The organism is Stenotrophomonas sp. SRS1 (genome assembly GCF_026130205.1).
GTDB lineage: Bacteria > Pseudomonadota > Gammaproteobacteria > Xanthomonadales > Xanthomonadaceae > Stenotrophomonas > Stenotrophomonas rhizophila_B.
This window is the reverse complement of sequence record NZ_JAINFD010000002.1, coordinates 403,126-421,366: the sequence shown is the minus strand read 5'-3', so window position 1 is coordinate 421,366 and position 18,241 is coordinate 403,126. Positions and strand designations below refer to the sequence as shown.

The window sequence follows — 18,241 nt, the reverse complement described above, 5'->3', positions numbered from 1 at the left end:
ATGTATATCGCCCGCGCCGCTTCACTAATGCGGCCATTTGCTCCACCCTAGCGGCCCTCCCCGGGGCCCTGCCCATAGAATCCTGACGCCATGCCCAAGCACCTGCTCATCGTCGAATCGCCCGCCAAGGCCAAGACGATCAACAAATACCTCGGCAAGGACTTCACTGTCCTGGCCTCGTATGGGCATGTGCGTGACCTGGTGCCCAAGGAAGGCGCGGTCGACCCCGACAACAACTTCGCGATGCGGTACGACCTCATCGAGAAGAACGAAAAGCACGTCGATGCCATCGTCAAGGCCGCCAAAGGCGCCGACGACATCTTCCTGGCGACCGATCCGGATCGCGAGGGTGAAGCGATCAGCTGGCACATCGCCGAAATCCTGAAGGAACGCGGGCTGGTCAAGGACAAGCCGATGCAGCGCGTGGTCTTCACCGAGATCACCCCGCGCGCCATCAAGGAAGCGATGGGCCACCCGCGCGAGATCGCCGGCGACCTGGTCGATGCCCAGCAGGCGCGCCGCGCGCTGGACTACCTGGTCGGCTTCAACCTGTCCCCGGTGCTGTGGCGCAAGGTGCAGCGCGGTCTGTCCGCCGGCCGCGTGCAGAGCCCGGCACTGCGCATGATCGTCGAGCGCGAAGAAGAGATCGAAGCCTTCATCGCCCGCGAGTACTGGAGCATCGATGCGCTGTGCGCGCATCCCTCGCAGCACTTCAATGCGCGCCTGATCAAGCTGGACGGGCAGAAGTTCGAACAGTTCACCGTGACCGACGGCGACACCGCCGAGGCCGCGCGCATGCGCATCCAGCAGGCCGCCCAGGGCGCCCTGCACGTCACTGATGTGGTCAGCAAGGAGCGCAAGCGCCGCCCGGCCCCGCCGTTCACCACCTCCACGCTGCAGCAGGAAGCCTCGCGCAAGCTCGGTTTCACCACGCGCAAGACCATGCAGGTCGCGCAGAAGCTGTATGAAGGCATGGCGATCGGTGAAGAAGAAGGCACCGTTGGCCTGATCTCGTACATGCGTACCGACTCGGTGAACCTCTCGCAGGATGCGCTGGCTGAAATCCGCGACGTGATCGCACGCGATTACGGCATCGGCTCGCTGCCGGACCAGCCGAACACCTACCAGACCAAATCCAAGAACGCCCAGGAAGCGCACGAAGCCGTGCGTCCGACCTCCGCGCTGCGCACCCCAGCCCAGGTGGCGCGCTTCCTCACCGACGACGAGCGCAAGCTGTACGAGCTGATCTGGAAGCGCGCCGTCGCCTGCCAGATGATCCCGGCCACGCTCAACACCGTCAGCGTGGACCTGTCGGCCGGCAGCGAGCACGTGTTCCGCGCCAGCGGTACCACCGTGGTCGTGCCCGGCTTCCTGGCCGTGTACGAGGAAGGCAAGGACAACAAGAGTGCCGAGGACGACGATGAAGGCCGCAAGCTGCCGGCGATGAAGCCCGGCGACCGCGTGCCGCTCGAGCGCATCCTGGCCGAACAGCACTTCACCCAGCCGCCGCCGCGCTTCACCGAAGCGGCGCTGGTCAAGGCGCTCGAGGAGTACGGCATCGGCCGCCCCTCGACCTATGCCTCGATCATCCAGACCCTGCTGTTCCGCAAGTACGTGGAGATGGAAGGCCGCAGCTTCCGCCCGTCCGACGTCGGCCGTGCAGTGTCCAAGTTCCTGTCCAGCCACTTCACCCAGTACGTGGATTACGACTTCACCGCCAAGCTCGAAGATGAGCTCGATGCGGTGTCGCGTGGCGAGGAAGACTGGATCCCGCTGATGGCGCGGTTCTGGGAACCCTTCCACAAGCTGGTCGGCGAAAAGAACGAATCGGTCGACCGCGCCGAGGCCAGTGGCGCGCGCGAGCTCGGCACCGATCCCAAGACCGGCAAGCCGGTCAGCGTGCGCCTGGGCCGTTTCGGGCCGTACGCGGCGATCGGCAGCACCGCCGAGGACGCCGAGGACAAGCCCAAGTTCGCCTCGCTGCGCCCCGGCCAGTCGATGCACACCATCTCCCTGGAAGACGCGCTGGAGCTGTTCCTGATGCCGCGTGCGCTCGGCCAGGACAAGGAGGAGGACGTCAGCGTCGGCATCGGTCGCTTCGGTCCGTTCGCCAAGCGTGGCAGCACCTATGCCTCGCTGAAGAAGGAAGACGACCCGTACACCATCGATCTGGCCCGCGCCGTGTTCCTGATCGAAGAGAAGGAAGAGATCGCGCGCAACCGGATCATCAAGGAATTCGAGGGCAGCGAAATCCAGGTGCTGAACGGTCGGTTCGGCCCATACATCAGCGACGGCAAGATGAACGGCAAGATCCCGAAGGATCGTGAGCCCGCCTCGTTGACCCTGGCCGACGTGCAGAAGTTGATGGAAGACACCGGCAAGCCGGTGCGCAAGGGCTTCGGCAAGAAGGCCGCCAAGAAGGTCGTGGCCAAGAAGGCACCGGCCAAGAAAGCGGCCACTGGCGACGCGACCAAGAAGACCGCCACCAGGAAGGCCGCGGTGAAGAAGGTCGCCAAGAAGGCCACGGCAAAGAAGGCAACCAAAAAGGTGGCCAAGAAAGCCGTGAAGAAGGCCGTCAAAAAGGCCTCCTGATCGCCTTGGTTGACCCCTCCCGCCACGGCGGGAGGATAATGCGGGCCATGCATCCGGCCCGCCTGTCATGAACGAACTCACTGTGGACACTGCCCTGCCTGCGCTGCGCGCCGGCGGGGTGATCGCCTATCCCACCGAAGCCGTCTGGGGCCTGGGCTGCAATCCCGCGCACGAAGCGGCGGTGATGAAGCTGCTGCAGCTCAAACAACGGCCGGTCGAGAAGGGGATGATCCTGGTCGCCGCCGATCCCGCCCAGCTGGACGGCTGGGTACGGATGGACGCGCTGCCGCTGGATCGCCAAGGCGCGGTGCTGGCCAGCTGGCCCGGCGCCAATACCTGGATCCTGCCCGCCGGCGAACGTGCGCCGCGCTGGATCACCGGCGAGCACAGCGGCATCGCGGTGCGCATCAGCGCACACCCCCTGGTCGCCGCGCTGTGCCGCGCCTGGGGAGGCCCCCTGGTCTCCACCAGTGCCAACCTCGCCGGCGAGCCGCCGGCACGCACACGCGCCGAACTCGACCCGCGCCTGCTGGCAATGCTCGATGGCCTGATCGATGGCCAGACCGGTGGCCTGGCACAGCCCACGCCGATCCGCGATGCGCTCAGCGGCCAGGTATTGCGCAGCTGAGCCGGCTTTTGCGTGGCGGGGAGCAAACCCGCACACTGAGCGCATGACCCTGCGCCCTGCCCTGTGCTTGTTCCTGTCCGCACTGCTGAGCCCTGTCGTGCCTGCGGCGGCGCAGAGCGACAACGTGCGCGTGTATCGCTGCGTCGGCAGCAGTGGCGCCGTCTCGCTGCAGGACGCACCGTGCCGCGAAGGCCGGCAGGAAGTGCGCGACCTGCAGCGTCCGCGCGATCCCGCCCCGCGCGTGGTACGCAGCGACCGCGGGCCCGACCCGGCGCCTGCACCGCGAGCGCCCGAGCGCGAAGTGCGCTACGTGCACGTGCAGCCGCCGCAGCCGATGTACGAGTGCAGCACCAGCGAGGGCGACACCTACGTCAGCGACAGCAACGAAGGTAATCCGCGCTGGGTCCCGATCTGGACCAATGCCTATCTGCCCTATCGTCCCGGACCGAGGCCGCCATCGGGCGGCTATCCACCGTCACGCCCGCTGCCACCGATCGCGCCGATGGGCAGTGGTTCGGTGCGCAGCAGCGGCGGCTCGCTCTCCGTCAGCGGCGGCGGCTCACGGGTCGGCGGCAGCATCAACATCGGCGGTGGCAGCTCGCACTGGGAAGGCGGCGGTTATCCGTACCCCGGTGTGGAAAACAGCGTGGTGATGCCCGCCGGCAACGTGCTGGTGCGCGACGAATGCCATGCGCTGCCCGCTCAGGAAGTCTGTTCGCGGTTGAAGGACCGGCGCTGGGACCTGATCCGCCGCTACAACAGTGCGCTGCAGGGCGAGCGCGACGCACTGACCCGCGAGCAGCGCGGGATCGATGCGCGCCTGGACCAGGACTGCGGCGGGGCATGAAACGGTCCCTGCTGCTTATGGTGCTGGTGAGCCTGCCCGCTGCGGCGGACGAATCGGTGTTCTTTCGCTGCACCGATGCCGGCGGCAGCCTGACCATCCAGAGCGTCGCGTGCCCCGCTGGCAGCGAACAGCGCATCCAGCGGATCAGCGCGCCGGTGCGTGGCCCGGCCGTGACCGGGAATGCGCCGACCGCCCCCACCACCGAATACAGCATGCCGCCGCTGCCGCAGGACGGCGACGAAGCCAGTGGTCTGCTCGACAGCGCTGCGCTGCGCCCTGAGCCCTCCACGGCCGTGCAGGACGCTGCAGGGCCGCCCAGGCCACCGCTGCCGGAGATCTATCAGTGCGTCTCCGCCGATGGCGGCCGCTACCTGCATGAGCGCGAGCCCGCCCCGTCTCGCTGCGAATCGCTGGCCCTTACCGGCCTGGGGGGCAGTCATGCGCCGAGCAATGCGGCGAGCTGCGAAGTGGTGCGCGACGCCTGCCAGCCGATGGCGGAGGAGCAGCGATGCAGCGGCTGGCAGCAGCGCTTCCGCGATGCGCGGGGCCGCGAGCGCTTCGCGGCCCCGGACAACCAGGCCGCGGCGACCGCCGAGCGCGCGCGTCTGGAAGCGGTGTTGGCCGACAGCGATTGCCCGGTGCCGTGACCGGTAGTGCCGGTCGCTGGCCGGCTCAGAACCCGTAGCGCAGGAACCCGCCATCCACCGCGATGCACTCACCGGTGACGTAGCTGGAGGCCGGCAGGCACAGAAAACCGACCGCCGCCGCCACCTCTTCCGGTTCGCCGATGCGGCGCATCGGGGTCCGCTCGATCACCTGGTCGTAGTAGTCCGGATCCGACAACGGCCCGGACGTACGCCGGGTGCGGATGTACCACGGCGCCACGGCGTTGACGCGGATTCCGTCCTCGGCCCACTCCACGGCCAGGTTGCGGGTCATCTGGTGCATCGCGGCCTTGGTCATGCCATACACCGCGCCGCTGCGCACGTGGGTCAGGCCGGACACGCTGCCGACGTTGACGATCGCCGAGGCCGCGTGCCGCGCCAGCAGCGGGTGCGCATAACGCGACAGCTCGAACGCCGAAAACAGGTTGGTCTCGAAAATCCCGCGCCACTCGTCTTCGGTGTATTCGGTGGCCGGCTTGCTGATGTTGCCACCGGCATTGTTGACCAGGATGTGCAGTCCATCGCTGTGGTCTTCTACCCAGTCCAGGATCTCGCGGCGGTCCTCGTCATCGGACACGTCGGCAGCCAGGCCATGGATGTCGCGGTCCGGGAAGGCATCGGCCAGTTCGTCGCGGGCCATTTCCAGCGCATCGGCATCGCGGCCGACGATCAGCAGGTCCGCACCGAAGCCCAGCAGTTCGCGCGCGATCGCCAAGCCGATGCCGGCACTGGCGCCGGTGATCAATGCGGTCTGTCCATCCAGTCGCCAACGTTGCGCGCTCACGTGCTTCTCCTGCGGTGATCCATGGGATGCGGCACCCACGGTGCGGCCCGGATAGGATAACGCGCGATGGCCGGCACGCCGGACGCCGTCACGCGCGATGCGCGAGGCGGTGGGACACTGATGCTCCGCTACCCGCTCAACGAGGGAGGTTGCCATGACGATCCGTACTGCCCTGCCGCTGCTCGCGATGATCGCGCTGAGCGCCTGCAACCGCCCGGTGCCCCCGGCGCCGGATACACCGCCGGAACCGCAGGCCACCGAACTGCGCGAGGCCATCCAGCAGCCGATCGACCGCGCCAGGAGCGTGGGCGATACGTTGCAGAAGACCGCCGACGCGCAAGCTGCTGAGGTGGACCGCGCCACCGGCGGCGACACCCCGCCCCGGCCGTGAGCCCAGCGACCAGATAGCAGAACGCCCGGCACAGGCCGGGCGTTCTTGTGTCACACCGAACCGCTGATGCCGCTTACAGACCGCAGAAGCAGTACACCAGCGTCTTGACCGGCGCGGCGTTGTTGCGCGGATCGCGTGCAGCCTCCTCGACGAAGCGCAGCTGGGTGTCCAGCTCCGGCATCGAACGGGCCAGCATCAGGCGGGCCATGCCCGATTCGCCCAGCATCCAGGCACCGGCATGGCTGCCGGCGAAGCCGCTGAGGAACTGCGCGAACGGGGTCGCGCCCTTCTCGATGTAGCGCACGCGGAACTTGTCATCCGCGCCCAGCTTGGCACGGCTGGCCGCGTCGGCCACGGCAGCCTTCAGACCGCCGAAGTCATCGACCAGGCCACGTTCCTTGGCCTGCGCACCGCTCCACACGCGACCGCGGGCGACTTCATCAACCGCTTCCACCGGCTTGTTGCGCGCGGCGGCGACCTTGCCGGTGAAATCGGCGTAGCCCTTGTTGATCACCGACTGGATGACCTGGCCCACGGCCGGGTCCATCGGGCGGGTGATGTCGAACGCGCCGGCGAAGCGGGTAGTGCCCACGCCATCGGTATGCACGCCGATCTTGTCCAGCGAGCGCGCCACGTTCGGGATCATGCCGAAGATGCCGATCGAACCGGTGATCGTGGACGGGTCGGCGTAGATGCGATCGGCATTCATGCTGATCCAGTAACCGCCCGAGGCGGCCAGATCGCCCATCGAGACCACGACCGGCTTGCCGGCTTCCTTCAGCGCGACCACTTCGCGGCGGATCTGCTCGGAGGCGAACACTTCACCGCCCGGCGAGCTCACGCGCAGCACCACGGCCTTCACGTCCTTGTCGTCGCGTGCTTCACGCAGCAGCGCCGAGGTCGACTCGCCACCGATGCGGCCGGCCGGCAGATCGCCACCGGAGATTTCACCGGCCGCCACGATCACCGCCACCTGCGGACGCGAATCCACCGGCGAACGACGGCCATCGAGCACGCTCAGGTAGGCATCCAGATCGACGTTGCGGTAACCACCGTCAGCGTCATCATCGGCGACACCACGCTCGGTCAGCAGGGTATCCACTTCCTCGCGCGTCTTCAGGCCGTCCACCAGCTTCTGCTGCAGGGCGAACTTGGCCAGGTCGCCACCGGCAGCGGCGATGCCTTCGGGCATGGTGTCGATGCCGGCGGCCAGCTGTGCCGGATCCAACTTGCGTGCCTTGGCGATGTCGGCCAGGTAGCGCTGCCACACATCGTTCATCCAGAACAGATCGGCTTCCTTGGCCTGCGGCGAAGCGGCATCGAGCACATACGGCTCGGCGGCCGACTTGTACTCGCCCACCTTGAACAGGTGCACGTCCACGCCCAGCTTGTCCTGCAGGCCGGTGCGGAAGTACTGGCGGTAGCGGCCCAGGCCTTCCAGCACCACGCCCCCCATCGGGTCGAGGTAGACCTCGTTGGCCTGCGAGGCGAGCAGGTACTGCGACTGGCTCATGTTCTCGCTGAAGGCCACGACCTGCTTGCCGGCAGCGCGCAGCTCCTGCAGCGCAACCGTCACTTCGCGCATCGAGGCGAAGCCGCTCGGCTGCAGCTTGTCCAGCTCCAGCACCACGCGCTCGATCTTCTTGTCGGTCTTGGCGGCCTCCAGCGCGCGGATCAGATCGCGCAGCTGGATTTCTTCGGCGCTCTTGTCGCCCACCGCCTTGCCCAGCGCGCGGCTGACCGGATCAGCACTGAACTGTTCGACCAGCCGGCCTTCCGGTGCGATCACCAGGGTCGTGCGGTCCTGCAGCGACGTCTTCGAGGTCGCGCTCTTGCCCATCGCGACGATGAACACGATCAGGATCAGGAACAGCAACCCGAAGAACACCAGGTTGAGGATGAGCCGGCGGGTAAAGTTCATCACATCCCACAGCCCGATGAAGAAGCTGGCGACGGGATTGCGACGCGCGGGTTGATTCATGGGGGTAACTCCAAAGTGGCTTCTTGCCGTGGTGCCAGAATAGCCGGTGCCGGGCGCGCCGGCATCGGACACAAGTCAGGGTGTCGAAGGGAGACCGGCGCGGGCGCTGCTCACGCGCAGGCGCCAGGCCATCAGGATGGCGGCAGCGGTCAGGCCCAGGATCAACCCCAGCCACATACCCTGCGGGCCCATGCCCAGCCCCAGTCCCAGCCCGGCGCCCAGCGGCATGCCCAGGCCCCAGTACGAGAACATGGCGATGAACATCGGCACGCGGGTGTCTTTCAGCCCGCGCAGCGCGCCGGCCGAGAGCACCTGGACGCCATCCGGGAACTGGAACGCGGCCGCATACAGCAGCAGGGTCGAGGCCAGGGCGGCCACGCCCAGATCGTTCGTGTAAACGCCAACGATGGCGTCATGGCCGAACAGCAGCACCAGCGCGGACAGGGTCTGCGTGCCCAGGATGATCAGCAATCCTGCGATCGCCGCGCGGCGCACGCCCAGCCCGTTGCCACTGCCGACGGCGTGACCGACCCGCACCGTGGTGGCCTCGGCCACGCCCATCGGGATCATGAAGCACAGCTGGGCCACGTTGATGGCGATCTGGTGCGACGCCGCTTCGGTCGCACCCAGGCGCCCGATCAACAGCGCGGTGACGATGAACAATCCACCTTCCATCAGCACGGTGATGCCGATCGGCAGGCCGGTCCGCAGCAGGTCCCAGATCGCGCTCCAGCGCGGCGCCTCGAAGTGCGCGAACAGCTGCAGATGGGCGAAACGCTTGGTCTTCCAGAGATAGCCGGCAAAGCACAGCGCCTGCAGCCACATCATGATCGCCGAGGCCATGCCCAGGCCTTCGGCGCCCAGCTCGGGGAAGCCGAGCTTGCCGTAGCAGAGCACGTAGCCCAGCGGCGCCAGCACCAGCAGGCCGCCAAAGCCGAGCAGCATCGTCGGCAGCGTCCAGTGCATCCCCTCGCTGAGGTAGCGCATGCAGAAGTACAGCGTCAGCGCCGGGCCGCCCCAGCGCACGGCATGCAGGAACGCGGTCGCGCCGGGCACGATGTCCGGCGCGATGCCGAACGCCGGCAGCAACGGCGGCACCACCGTGAGGAAGGTGAACATGATCAGGCCCAGGCCCAGCGCCAGCCACAACGCCTGGCGGAACAGGGGGCCGATCTCGCGCTCGCGGCCAGCACCGTGCAGCTGCGAGACCGAGGCGGTCAGCGAGATCAGGGTGCCGATCGGGATCAGCATCGGCAGCCACAGCAGCGCCGTGCCGATGGTGACGGCGGCGAGCGTGTCGGTGCCGTGGTGACCGGCGATCACGTTGTCGACGAAGGAGATCAGGCCGGTGGAGACATGGCCCAGAACCAGCGGCAGCGCGAGCAGACCGGTGGCGCGCACTTCCCGGGAGAGGCGCGGCGTGGAGGAAGCGGTAGACATGGACGTCACAGACAGCAACTACGGTCGCGCGCGGAGGGCACAGGCACCGGGTTGCGGCCCGATATCTTACGCGCGCGGCCGGGGAAAAGCCGCGCTTTCAGGTAAACGGGGCGATGCCGTCAGTGGCCGACGTGCTCGCGCAGCCAGGTGTCACGCGCACCCGGGGCCACGCCCAGGAATTCGGCGCGTACGCGATCGCGGTCCTGCGGTGGAGTGCGCTGTGCGACCAGGGTCAGCTGAGTGAGCTGGGAGGGCGTGAGCTGGCGCAGCACCGCCAGCGCGGTGGGGCGCTGTTCGGCCGGCAGATAGCCGAACAGGCCCTGCAGTTTGGTGAACTCATGCCCGAGCTGCGGGCCAAGCAGCCAGCCGTCGCGGAAGCGCTGGTCCTGTTCGGCGAAGCGCTGGCGAAGCGCCTGCTGCTGCGCCGGCGGCAGCGCTGCGACGCGGGCCGCCGCGGCACGGACACGGGCACGCTCGCTTTCGGTCATGGCCTGCCAGGCCGCGTAGCGGCTGCGCAGCTCGCGCAGCTGGGCCGGATCCAGCGCGGCGGGGGTGGCCGGGATCGCCGGCGCCGTGGCGCTGGGCGGGGCCGGCACCGCCAGCGGCACCTCGACCCGGTTGGGGGCGGCGCTGGCCGCACTGGCGAGCCCAAGGGCGATCAGCAGGAAGGCAGGCTTACTCATCGGCGGCAGCCGTCTCCAGGCCGGCGGTAGCGGGTTCAGGGCGGCTCGGCTGGGCCTGCGATTCGTCCACCGGTACCGGCCCGCCAGCAGCAAACCAAGCGTACAGATCGGCATCGCGGGCGGTCGGCAGGTCCGGATCGGCCAGCATCGCCGCGTCCGTGGCGGCGAAAGGCGAGGCGGTCGGGGCCACGGTCGGCAGGTCATCGGCCGGCAGCTCCTCCACGGTGACCTGGCCGGCATCGGCAACCGCGCCTTCCGGTGTGTCCGCCGTGGGCTCATCGGCCTGGCCGGCGTGCTTCCACCATGCCGCCCCGCCGAGCAGTACGCCCACCGTGACCGCGACGATCAGCACCCCCTTCCACGGGAAGCGACGGCCGCGCGGGCGCTTGACCGGGCGGCGCGGAGTGGGCGCATCGGATTTGACCGGGGTGCGCCAGGAGGCAGCATCGGGCTGCTGGCTGGCCGGCGCGGCCACCGGCTGCTGCAGGCGCTGAAGGCGGCTCGCCGGCAGGTCACGGATACGCAACTGCACCTGCTCTGCCAGCGCACGCCAGCCAGCGGCATCGGGGTTGCCATGGGCATCGCGCGGACAGGCATCGGCCAGTGCGTGCTGGTAGTCGGCCATCGGCAGATCCAGGATCTTTGCGGCCGCGGCTTCATCCAGCCCCCCACCGATCCGCAGCAGGAACGCCAGTCGCGCCGGCGCGGCCAGCCCGGCCAGGTGCTCCAGCGACGCGGGCCAGGTGCCTCCGGCCGGCTCGCGCAACGGCGCGCGGTGTACCAGCAGCGACCAGAACCGCTCCGGCCACTGGGCCATGGGCAGATCGCTGGCGATCCCGGCGAAGGCACGCATGACGGCGACCAGCGCCTGTTCGGCGACGGTCGGGTCGCCGCACTGCAGCTCGGCCACGACCAGGGCGCGGCGTTCAACGCCACGGAGAAACGCCGACAGCGCGCCGGCTGCGGTAGAAGAAACGGGGGCGGGCGCAGCCGTCATAGCAACTCCATCATTGTGTGGAAATGATAGCGATTGCGTCACTCCAGCGGCGCGCGGATGTTCATTTCCTGTGAGCGGCCACGGTCCGCAAAGCCTTCCGGCGCAAAAGGTTGTGCACAGCACCACGTAAAACCGGGGTAGAACCACACGTGAGCCCCGCGTCAAGTCTGTTTCAACTTTGTTTCACAGCTATCTTGTTGTTTTTATTGATCATTGTTGCGTGGCTATTTTTTGACCAACCTGAGCAGAACGTCGGAAGTTCCTGACGCAAGGCGGTCACATACGCAGTGGCGCACAGACTTATCCACAGAAGATGTGGATAAGCCTGAATCTCCAATCAAGTCGGATATTTAGGTGGGATTTATGATTCGGCGCGCACCCGGTTGAGACGGTGAATGGGCGTGATCCGGTCCGCCCCTGCCCGCTACACTGGCCCGATGACCTCCTCGTCTTCGACCCTGCGCGTCGCCCTGCCGGTGCCGCTGCCGCAACTGTTCGACTACGCCCCGCCGCCCGGGCCGGCCCCGGACCCGGGGATGACCGGGCAACGGGTCCGGGTGCCGTTCGGCTCCCGGGAGCTGGTCGGCGTGGTGGCCGGGATCGGCCAGGTCGAAGACCCCGGCAGCCTGCGCGCCGCGATCGAGTGGATCGACACCACGCCCCTGGTGACCGGTGAGCTGTGGCGCTCGCTGCAGTGGCTGGCGCGCTACACCCATGCCCCGCTGGGCGAAGTGATCAGTACGGCCCTGCCCGGTCCGCTGCGGCGGGGTGAGGCCGTGCCGGACACCCATCAGTGGGGCTGGCAGCTGACGGCCGCCGGCCACGACCCGCAGCCCAAACTGCGCAGCGGTACCCGCCCGCAGCGCCTGGCAGCGTGCTTGGCCGAGGGCGTGGTGAACGAAGACCGCCTGGATACCTTGATGGACGACTGGCGCAGCGCCGCGCGCTCGCTGGCCAAGCGCGAGCTGGTCGAACGGATCGCGCTGGAGCACAGCCCGGCCGTCGCGTCGCCGGCCAGCGGCCCCGCGCCCAACGCCGAACAGGCCGAGGCGATCACCGCGATCACCGCCGCCGACGGCTTTGCCGCCTTCCTGCTTGATGGGGTGACCGGCAGCGGCAAGACCGAGGTCTACCTGCAGGCCATCGTCGCCTGCCTGGCGCGCGGCAAGCAGGCGCTGGTGCTGGTGCCGGAGATCGGGCTGACCCCGCAGACGCTGTCGCGCTTCCGCAACCGCCTGGGCATTCCGGTGCATGTGCTGCACTCGGGCTTGAACGACAACGAGCGCGCCCGCGTGTGGGCCGCCGCCGCGCGGGGCGAAGCACAGGTCATCGTCGGCACGCGCTCGGCGGTGTTCACGCCGCTGCCGAATGCGGGCCTGATCGTGATAGACGAAGAGCACGACGGCAGTTACAAACAGCAGGACGGCATCCGCTATCACGCACGCGATTTTGCGCTGGTGCGCGCCAAGGCACTGGACGTAGCCGTCGTGCTCGGCAGCGCCACGCCGTCGCTGGAATCGCTGCACAACGCGCATGCCGGCCGTTACACCCACCTGCGCCTGAAACAGCGCGCGGGCGCCGCGCGTCCGCCGGTGGTGCGCGTGCTGGATGTGCGTAAACGCCCGCTGCGCGATGGGCTCTCGCCGGAAGTACTGGCCGGCATCACCCAGCATCTGCAGGCCGGGCACCAGGTGCTGGTGTTCAAGAACCGCCGCGGCTATGCGCCCGTGCTGCTCTGCCATGACTGCGGCTGGACCGCGCCGTGCCAGCGCTGCGATGCGCCGATGACCGTGCATGCCGGCGGCCGCCGCCTGCAGTGCCACCACTGCGGTGCGCGCCAGTCCGCGCCGCTGGCGTGCCCGGACTGCGGCAGCCTGGCGTTGCAGCCGCAGGGCATCGGGACCGAGCGGCTGGAAGAACACCTGGTCGAGGCCTTCCCGGAGTTCCCGGTGATCCGCATCGACCGCGGCACCACCGGCAAGCGGGATGCGCTGGAAACCCAGTTGGCCTCGCTCGGCGATCGCGCGGGGATTCTGGTCGGCACGCAGATCCTCGCCAAAGGTCACGACCTGCCGAAGCTGACCCTGGTGGTGGTGGTCGGCATCGATGAAGGCCTGTTCTCGGCCGACTTCCGCGCCAGTGAAAAACTCGCGCAGCAGCTGATCCAGGTCGCCGGCCGCGCCGGGCGTGCGGTGGATGCCGGCGAGGTCTGGCTGCAGACCCACCACCCGGGGCATCCCCTGCTGGAGACGCTGGTCAACGGCGGCTACCACGCCTTTGCCGATGCGGAACTGCAGCAGCGCGAGGCGGCCGGTTTCCCGCCGTTCGCGCACCTGGCGCTGCTGCGTTCCGAAGCACAGCAGGTGGAGCATGCCAACGCGATGCTCAGCGCCGTACGCGCCTTGATTCCCGACGATGCCGCCGTGGAGCGCTACGGCCCGATGCCGGCACCGATGCCCCGCCGCGCCGGCTACCAGCGCACCCAGCTGCTGCTGTCCTCACCCGCGCGACGCCCACTGCATGGCGTGCTGGATCAGGTGACGCCGCAGATCTCCGCGCTGCCGCAGGCACGCAAGGTGCGCTGGTCGCTGGATGTGGATCCGATGGATCTGTACTAGGCCGGCAGGTGCCGACCGTTGGTCGGCACGGCCGCTCAGGTCAGCGCGGTCATGACCCCACGCTGATACGCCGGCCGCTGCTTCAGCCGTTCGTACCACGCGGCCAGATGCGGCAGGTCCGGCCGCTGGATCGGCATCTCGAACCAGGCATAGATGAAGGCACCCAACGGGATATCGCCCATCGCGAACTGCTCACCGGACAGATACGGCTGCCGCGACAAGGCCTCATCGGCCATCGCCAGCAACTCGCCCGAGCGCACCAGTGCGGCAGCGATGCGCGCCTCGTCCCGATCAGCAGGCGCGGTCCGCAACGTGCCCCAGAACAGATCGCGGAACACGCCGGCGAAGGTCGAGGTGGTCCAGTCCATCCACTTCTCCGACTGCGCGCGCGCCACCACGTCTTCCGGGTACAGCGTGCCCAGCGCGTAGCGCGCGCAGAGATAGCGCACGATGGTGTTGGATTCCCACAGCGGCAGGCCCTGGTCCTCGATCACTGGCACCAGCCCGTTCGGATTCATCGCGCGGTATTCCGGCGACTGCGTGCCACCGAATGCACCGCCGACCTCGATCGACTCGTAGGGTGCCCCGATCTCCTCGGCACACCACAGCACTTTGCGCACGTTGCTGGAATTGCGACGGCCCCAGATTTTCAGCATGATCGGACTCTCGTATCGGGCGATGCGCGGCACGGGTCGCGCGGTGCGGATACGATACGCCCAACGGCGGGCTGTTACTTCGCCGCCTTCGCCGCACTCTTTTTCGGCAGCGCGCGCACATAGGTCGATTTGCCGTCCTTCTTCATCTCGAACAGACCGGTCGCGGCCAGCAGATCGCTGAGTTTTCCGTACCCGTAATTGCGCGAATCGAACGAGGCCTGGTTGCCGATCTGGCTGCCGACCGGCCCCAGGTGTGACCAGCCATCCTCGGCTTCGGCCGAGGTCACCGCGCGGCGCAGCATCTGCACCAGCCGGGTGTCATTGCGCAGCTCCGGGCCACTCTTGCGCGGGCGGGTTTCCTCGTTGTCCTGCTCCACCTCCTGATCGGCCGCATGCGGCTGACCCAGGGCTTCGATGTAGGTGAACTTCGAGCACGCGTTGACGAATGGCTCAGGCGTTTTCTTCTCGCCGAAGCCGTACACCTTCACCCCGTCGGTCAGCAGGCGCATCACCAGCGGGGTGAAGTCGGCATCACTGGAGACGATCGCAAAGCCATCCAGATTGCGGGCGTACAGCATGTCCATCGCGTCGATCACCATCGCCATGTCCGAAGCGTTCTTGCCGCGGCTGTAGGCGAACTGCTGGATGGGGCGGATCGCGTACTCGTGCAGCACGGACTCCCACCCTTTCAACCGCGGGCTCTTCCAGTTGCCGTAGGCACGGCGGACATTGGCCACGCCATAGCGAGCCACTTCGGCCAGCACCGCATCAATCTTGGATGAGGGCGCGTTGTCGGCATCGATCAACAGGGCGATGCGCTTTTCCGGTTCGGACATCTCGGTCTCCTGGGCAGGATCGGATCGGCCATCGGGCAAGCGCGATGGCCCTTGAACCCAGTATCGGCCATCGACGTGAACATCGCGCTTCACGTGCGACCATGGGCCGCATCACGAGACGACCTGCGCCGCCCCCCGCCGGCGCCCGCCAAGGAGTGAAGCATGACCCGCGATCCCACGCCCCACCTGCTCATCATCGGTGGCGGTTTTGCCGGCCTCTGGGCCACCCGTGCCCTCGCCTCGGCGCACGTGCGCATCACCCTGGTGGACCGTCGCAACCATCATCTGTTCCAGCCGCTGCTCTACCAGGTGGCCACCGCAGGCCTGTCCGCGCCGGATATCGCCGCGCCGCTGCGCCACATCCTCGGTCACCAGCGCAATGTCGAAGTGCGCCTGGGTGAAGTGACCGACATCGACAAGGCCGCGCGCACGGCGACGCTGGCCGATGGCACGCAGATTACCTACGACACCCTGATGCTGTGCACCGGCGCCACCCATGCCTACTTCGGCCACGACGAATGGGCCGCCGATGCGCCGGGCCTGAAGACGCTGGACGATGCCATCGCGCTGCGCCGCAAGCTGCTGCTCGCCTTCGAGCGCGCCGAGGCCGAACCCGATCCGGCGCGCAAAGCGGCGTGGCTGAGTTTCGCCGTGGTCGGTGGCGGCCCCACCGGCGTGGAACTGGCCGGCACCCTGGCCGAGATCGCGCGGCACACGCTGCGCAATGAGTTCCGCCATATCGATCCCGCCTCGGCCAAGGTCCGCCTGATCGAAGCCGGCCCGCGCGTGCTGTCCACCTTCCCCGAGGTGCTCTCGCTCAAGGCCCGCCGTCAGCTGGAAAAGCTCGGCGTGGAAGTGCTCACCGGCACGCCGGTCAGCGACATCAATGCCGAAGGCTTCCAGCTCGGCGAGCGCTTCGTCGAGGCCCGCACCGTGGTCTGGGCCGCCGGTGTCGCCGCCTCACCGCTGGCGCGCACGCTGGACGTGCCACTGGACCGCGCCGGCCGCGTGCCGGTGCAGCCTGACCTCACGCTGGAGGGCCACCCGGAGATCTTCGTTGCCGGTGACCTAGCCGCACTGAGCCAGGCCGACGGCAAGCCGGTGCCCGGCGTTGCGCCGGCGGCCAAGCAGATGGGCAAGCATGTGGCCACCACGATCCAGGCGCGTCTGGCCGGCAAGACCGCGCCGGGTCCGTTCAAGTACCAGGACTTCGGCAACCTGGCGACCATCGGCCGCATGGCCGCCATCGTCCACCTCGGCCGGCTGCAGCTCTCCGGCGTGCTGGCCTGGTGGTTCTGGCTGGCCGCGCACGTGTTCTTCCTGATTGGCTTCCGCAACCGCGTGGTGGTGCTGCTGAACTGGGCGGTGGCGTACTGGAGCTACCAGCGCAGCGCGCGGATCATCTTCGGCGATGCACAGGACGATCGCCGGCCGAAACGACCGCCCACGCCCTGATCATCCCTGCGACAGACATCCCCAGCCGTCGACCTGGCCGCTGTAGGAGACCGCCTCGCTGGCCAGCAGACCTTCGAAGCCGGCGATGTTCTGGTGGGTCGGCAGCATCAGTGGATGCACCACCACCTGCCACGGGTACTCTTCGTTGCCCTCGTAGGCAGCGAAGGACACCTTCTGGTCGTTCTTGAGCAGGTGCACGGCAAAGGCGATCGCCACATCCTGGGTCGGGAAGATCAGCGCGAAATCCACCTCGCGCGGAATCGACAGATCGTCGCCATCCTGCAGCATGTTCCAGAGCACATCGCCATTCTCATCTTCCGGGTACAACGACAGATCGCGGGACATGGCACTCCAGGGCTTGGGCAAGCGGATCAACGAACGAGGGTCGATGGTATGCCGCCAACGAAGGCCCGAACAACCCGCACGCGGGGCTACGTGGGTTCGGGCAACTGCAGCCACGCCAGCTTGCGCTCGCGCGGTTGCCGCTTCAGCTGCCACTCGGCCTTCGACGCCGCTGCCCGGTCCGGGTAGGCGCGCATCGCCAGCACCTTCACCGGCGGGTTGGCCCGCGTGTATTTCGCCCCTTTGCCGGCCAGATGGGCCTGGAAGCGCGCGTCCACGTCGTTGCTGATGCCGGCGTAATAGCTGCCGTTGCGGCATTCAAGCAGGTACAGGTACCAGAGGGCGGGTTCAGCGGGCATACCGGGATTATCCCCCGGCACGGGCCCGGCGACTGCTAGAATCCGCCCCGGATGCAGGAGAGAGGCGCCGCGCTGGCGCCCGCCGAAGGCGCAGGCTCCCATAATCGCTCAGGCCGGTGGCTGCACAGCCACCAACCATGCATCCGACACGCCGATCTGGAGAGAGGTCTTCAATGACCCGCCGAAGGGGCACGTGGCTTTGGCCACCGAACTCTCAGGCAAAAGGACAGCGGGAGCGGCAACGGAATCCCACCCCACGACAGTGCAGCGGCGCTGGCGTGATGCGTGCGTGTTTCCGTCCCCGCCTGACGTGTTTCCCGGAGCCACCCCATGCTGCTCTCCCTGATCTACCTCATCGCCATCTCGGCCGAAGCCATGACCGGCGCGCTGTCGGCCGGCCGCCGCCGCATGGACCTGTTCGGCGTGGTCATCATCGCCTGCGTCACCGCGCTCGGCGGCGGCTCGCTGCGCGACATCGTGCTCGGCCACTACCCGCTGGGCTGGGTGAAGCACCCGGAATACCTCGGCTTCACCATCTGCGCGGCGCTGATCGCGACCTGGGTGGCGCGCTGGATGCACCATTTCCGGCGCACCTTCCTGGTCCTCGATGGCCTGGGCCTGATCGCGTTCACCCTGATCGGCTGCACGGTCGCGCGCGAGGGCGGGCACACGGTGCCGATCATCCTGATCGCCGGCATGCTCACCGGTGCGTTCGGCGGCGTGCTGCGCGATGTGCTGTGCAACGAGGTCCCGCTGATCTTCCAGAAAGAACTGTATGCGGTGATCACCCTGCTCACCGGCGCGGCCTACCTGACCCTGCTGGAACTGGGCGTATCGCTCAATGCGGCGACGCTGTGGTGCCTGGGTGGTGGCTTCCTGTTCCGCCTGCTGGCGATCCACTTCAAGTGGGAAATGCCGAAGTTCGTGTATCGCGACGAGGTGCATTGACGCACCGGCGGGCATGACC

Annotated in this window: 17 protein-coding genes and 2 riboswitches; of the genes, 8 read left to right on the top strand and 9 right to left on the bottom strand. The window is 68.0% G+C overall.

Features of this window, described 5'->3' with window-relative positions:
* Window positions 1-90 precede the first annotated feature (90 nt).
* The 4 genes from K4043_RS07580 (at window position 91) to K4043_RS07565 (ending at window position 4,714) form a co-directional block, all read left to right on the top strand.
* Entirely contained in the window at window positions 91-2,592 is a 2,502-nt protein-coding gene (locus K4043_RS07580; RefSeq protein WP_265308808.1) for a DNA topoisomerase I, read from the top strand.
* A 67-nt stretch (window positions 2,593-2,659) separates the two neighbouring features.
* Window positions 2,660-3,220, top strand: coding sequence for a Sua5/YciO/YrdC/YwlC family protein (locus K4043_RS07575; RefSeq protein WP_265308807.1), 561 nt, complete (start codon window positions 2,660-2,662; stop codon window positions 3,218-3,220).
* A 43-nt stretch (window positions 3,221-3,263) separates the two neighbouring features.
* Complete coding sequence (locus K4043_RS07570) at window positions 3,264-4,067, top strand: DUF4124 domain-containing protein (protein WP_265308805.1); 804 nt, start codon at window positions 3,264-3,266, stop codon at window positions 4,065-4,067.
* Entirely contained in the window at window positions 4,064-4,714 is a 651-nt protein-coding gene (locus K4043_RS07565) for a hypothetical protein (protein ID WP_123730055.1), read from the top strand. Before K4043_RS07570 ends, K4043_RS07565 begins: the two co-directional genes overlap by 4 nt.
* A 25-nt stretch (window positions 4,715-4,739) precedes the next feature.
* Here K4043_RS07565 and K4043_RS07560 read toward each other — a convergent pair whose 3' ends face one another.
* Window positions 4,740-5,516: an SDR family oxidoreductase gene (locus tag K4043_RS07560; protein ID WP_265308804.1), complete on the bottom strand. Its 777-nt coding sequence runs from the start codon at window positions 5,514-5,516 to the stop codon at window positions 4,740-4,742.
* 154 nt (window positions 5,517-5,670) lie between these two features.
* Between K4043_RS07560 and K4043_RS07555 the strand changes: the two genes are divergently transcribed.
* Window positions 5,671-5,907 carry a hypothetical protein gene (locus tag K4043_RS07555; protein ID WP_123730053.1) on the top strand — a complete coding sequence of 79 codons (237 nt, stop codon included), beginning with the start codon at window positions 5,671-5,673 and terminating at the stop codon, window positions 5,905-5,907.
* Between the two features lie 73 nt (window positions 5,908-5,980).
* On the opposite strand, the gene sppA is transcribed toward K4043_RS07555, so the two are convergent.
* From sppA to K4043_RS07535, 4 genes are all read right to left on the bottom strand, one after another.
* Window positions 5,981-7,888 carry a signal peptide peptidase SppA gene (gene sppA / locus K4043_RS07550; protein ID WP_123730052.1) on the bottom strand — a complete coding sequence of 636 codons (1,908 nt, stop codon included), beginning with the start codon at window positions 7,886-7,888 and terminating at the stop codon, window positions 5,981-5,983.
* 75 nt (window positions 7,889-7,963) lie between these two features.
* Window positions 7,964-9,343: an MATE family efflux transporter gene (locus tag K4043_RS07545; protein WP_265309315.1), complete on the bottom strand. Its 1,380-nt coding sequence runs from the start codon at window positions 9,341-9,343 to the stop codon at window positions 7,964-7,966.
* A gap of 104 nt (window positions 9,344-9,447) precedes the next feature.
* On the bottom strand, window positions 9,448-10,011 hold the full coding sequence (locus K4043_RS07540; protein ID WP_123730051.1) for a DUF3106 domain-containing protein: 564 nt from the start codon (window positions 10,009-10,011) through the stop codon (window positions 9,448-9,450).
* Window positions 10,004-11,008: a hypothetical protein gene (locus K4043_RS07535; protein ID WP_123730050.1), complete on the bottom strand. Its 1,005-nt coding sequence runs from the start codon at window positions 11,006-11,008 to the stop codon at window positions 10,004-10,006. The genes K4043_RS07540 and K4043_RS07535 overlap by 8 nt, the downstream gene beginning before the upstream one ends.
* A gap of 437 nt (window positions 11,009-11,445) precedes the next feature.
* Between K4043_RS07535 and K4043_RS07530 the strand changes: the two genes are divergently transcribed.
* Window positions 11,446-13,626 carry a primosomal protein N' gene (locus K4043_RS07530; RefSeq protein ID WP_265308802.1) on the top strand — a complete coding sequence of 727 codons (2,181 nt, stop codon included), beginning with the start codon at window positions 11,446-11,448 and terminating at the stop codon, window positions 13,624-13,626.
* 35 nt (window positions 13,627-13,661) lie between these two features.
* Here K4043_RS07530 and K4043_RS07525 read toward each other — a convergent pair whose 3' ends face one another.
* Both K4043_RS07525 and K4043_RS07520 read right to left on the bottom strand, forming a co-directional pair.
* A complete protein-coding gene (locus K4043_RS07525; protein WP_265308800.1) occupies window positions 13,662-14,282 on the bottom strand; it encodes a glutathione S-transferase in 621 nt (206 codons plus the stop codon).
* A gap of 74 nt (window positions 14,283-14,356) precedes the next feature.
* Complete coding sequence (locus K4043_RS07520) at window positions 14,357-15,118, bottom strand: NYN domain-containing protein (RefSeq protein ID WP_123730048.1); 762 nt, start codon at window positions 15,116-15,118, stop codon at window positions 14,357-14,359.
* Between the two features lie 162 nt (window positions 15,119-15,280).
* Here K4043_RS07520 and K4043_RS07515 point away from each other — a divergent pair, with 162 nt between their 5' ends.
* On the top strand, window positions 15,281-16,573 hold the full coding sequence (locus K4043_RS07515) for an NAD(P)/FAD-dependent oxidoreductase (RefSeq protein WP_265308798.1): 1,293 nt from the start codon (window positions 15,281-15,283) through the stop codon (window positions 16,571-16,573).
* On the opposite strand, the gene K4043_RS07510 is transcribed toward K4043_RS07515, so the two are convergent.
* Window positions 16,574-16,918: a ribonuclease E inhibitor RraB gene (locus K4043_RS07510; protein ID WP_123730046.1), complete on the bottom strand. Its 345-nt coding sequence runs from the start codon at window positions 16,916-16,918 to the stop codon at window positions 16,574-16,576.
* 86 nt (window positions 16,919-17,004) lie between these two features.
* Window positions 17,005-17,295, bottom strand: a complete 291-nt coding sequence (locus K4043_RS07505) for a GIY-YIG nuclease family protein (RefSeq protein WP_184997201.1) — start codon at window positions 17,293-17,295, stop codon at window positions 17,005-17,007.
* Window positions 17,296-17,318: 23 nt separating this feature from the next.
* Window positions 17,319-17,412: riboswitch (glycine riboswitch) on the top strand.
* An 8-nt stretch (window positions 17,413-17,420) separates the two neighbouring features.
* Window positions 17,421-17,512, top strand: a riboswitch (glycine riboswitch).
* A 92-nt stretch (window positions 17,513-17,604) separates the two neighbouring features.
* Between K4043_RS07505 and K4043_RS07500 the strand changes: the two genes are divergently transcribed.
* Window positions 17,605-18,222 (top strand): trimeric intracellular cation channel family protein, encoded by a 618-nt coding sequence (locus tag K4043_RS07500; protein WP_265308796.1) that lies wholly within the window; start codon window positions 17,605-17,607, stop codon window positions 18,220-18,222.
* Window positions 18,223-18,241: the final 19 nt, after the last annotated feature.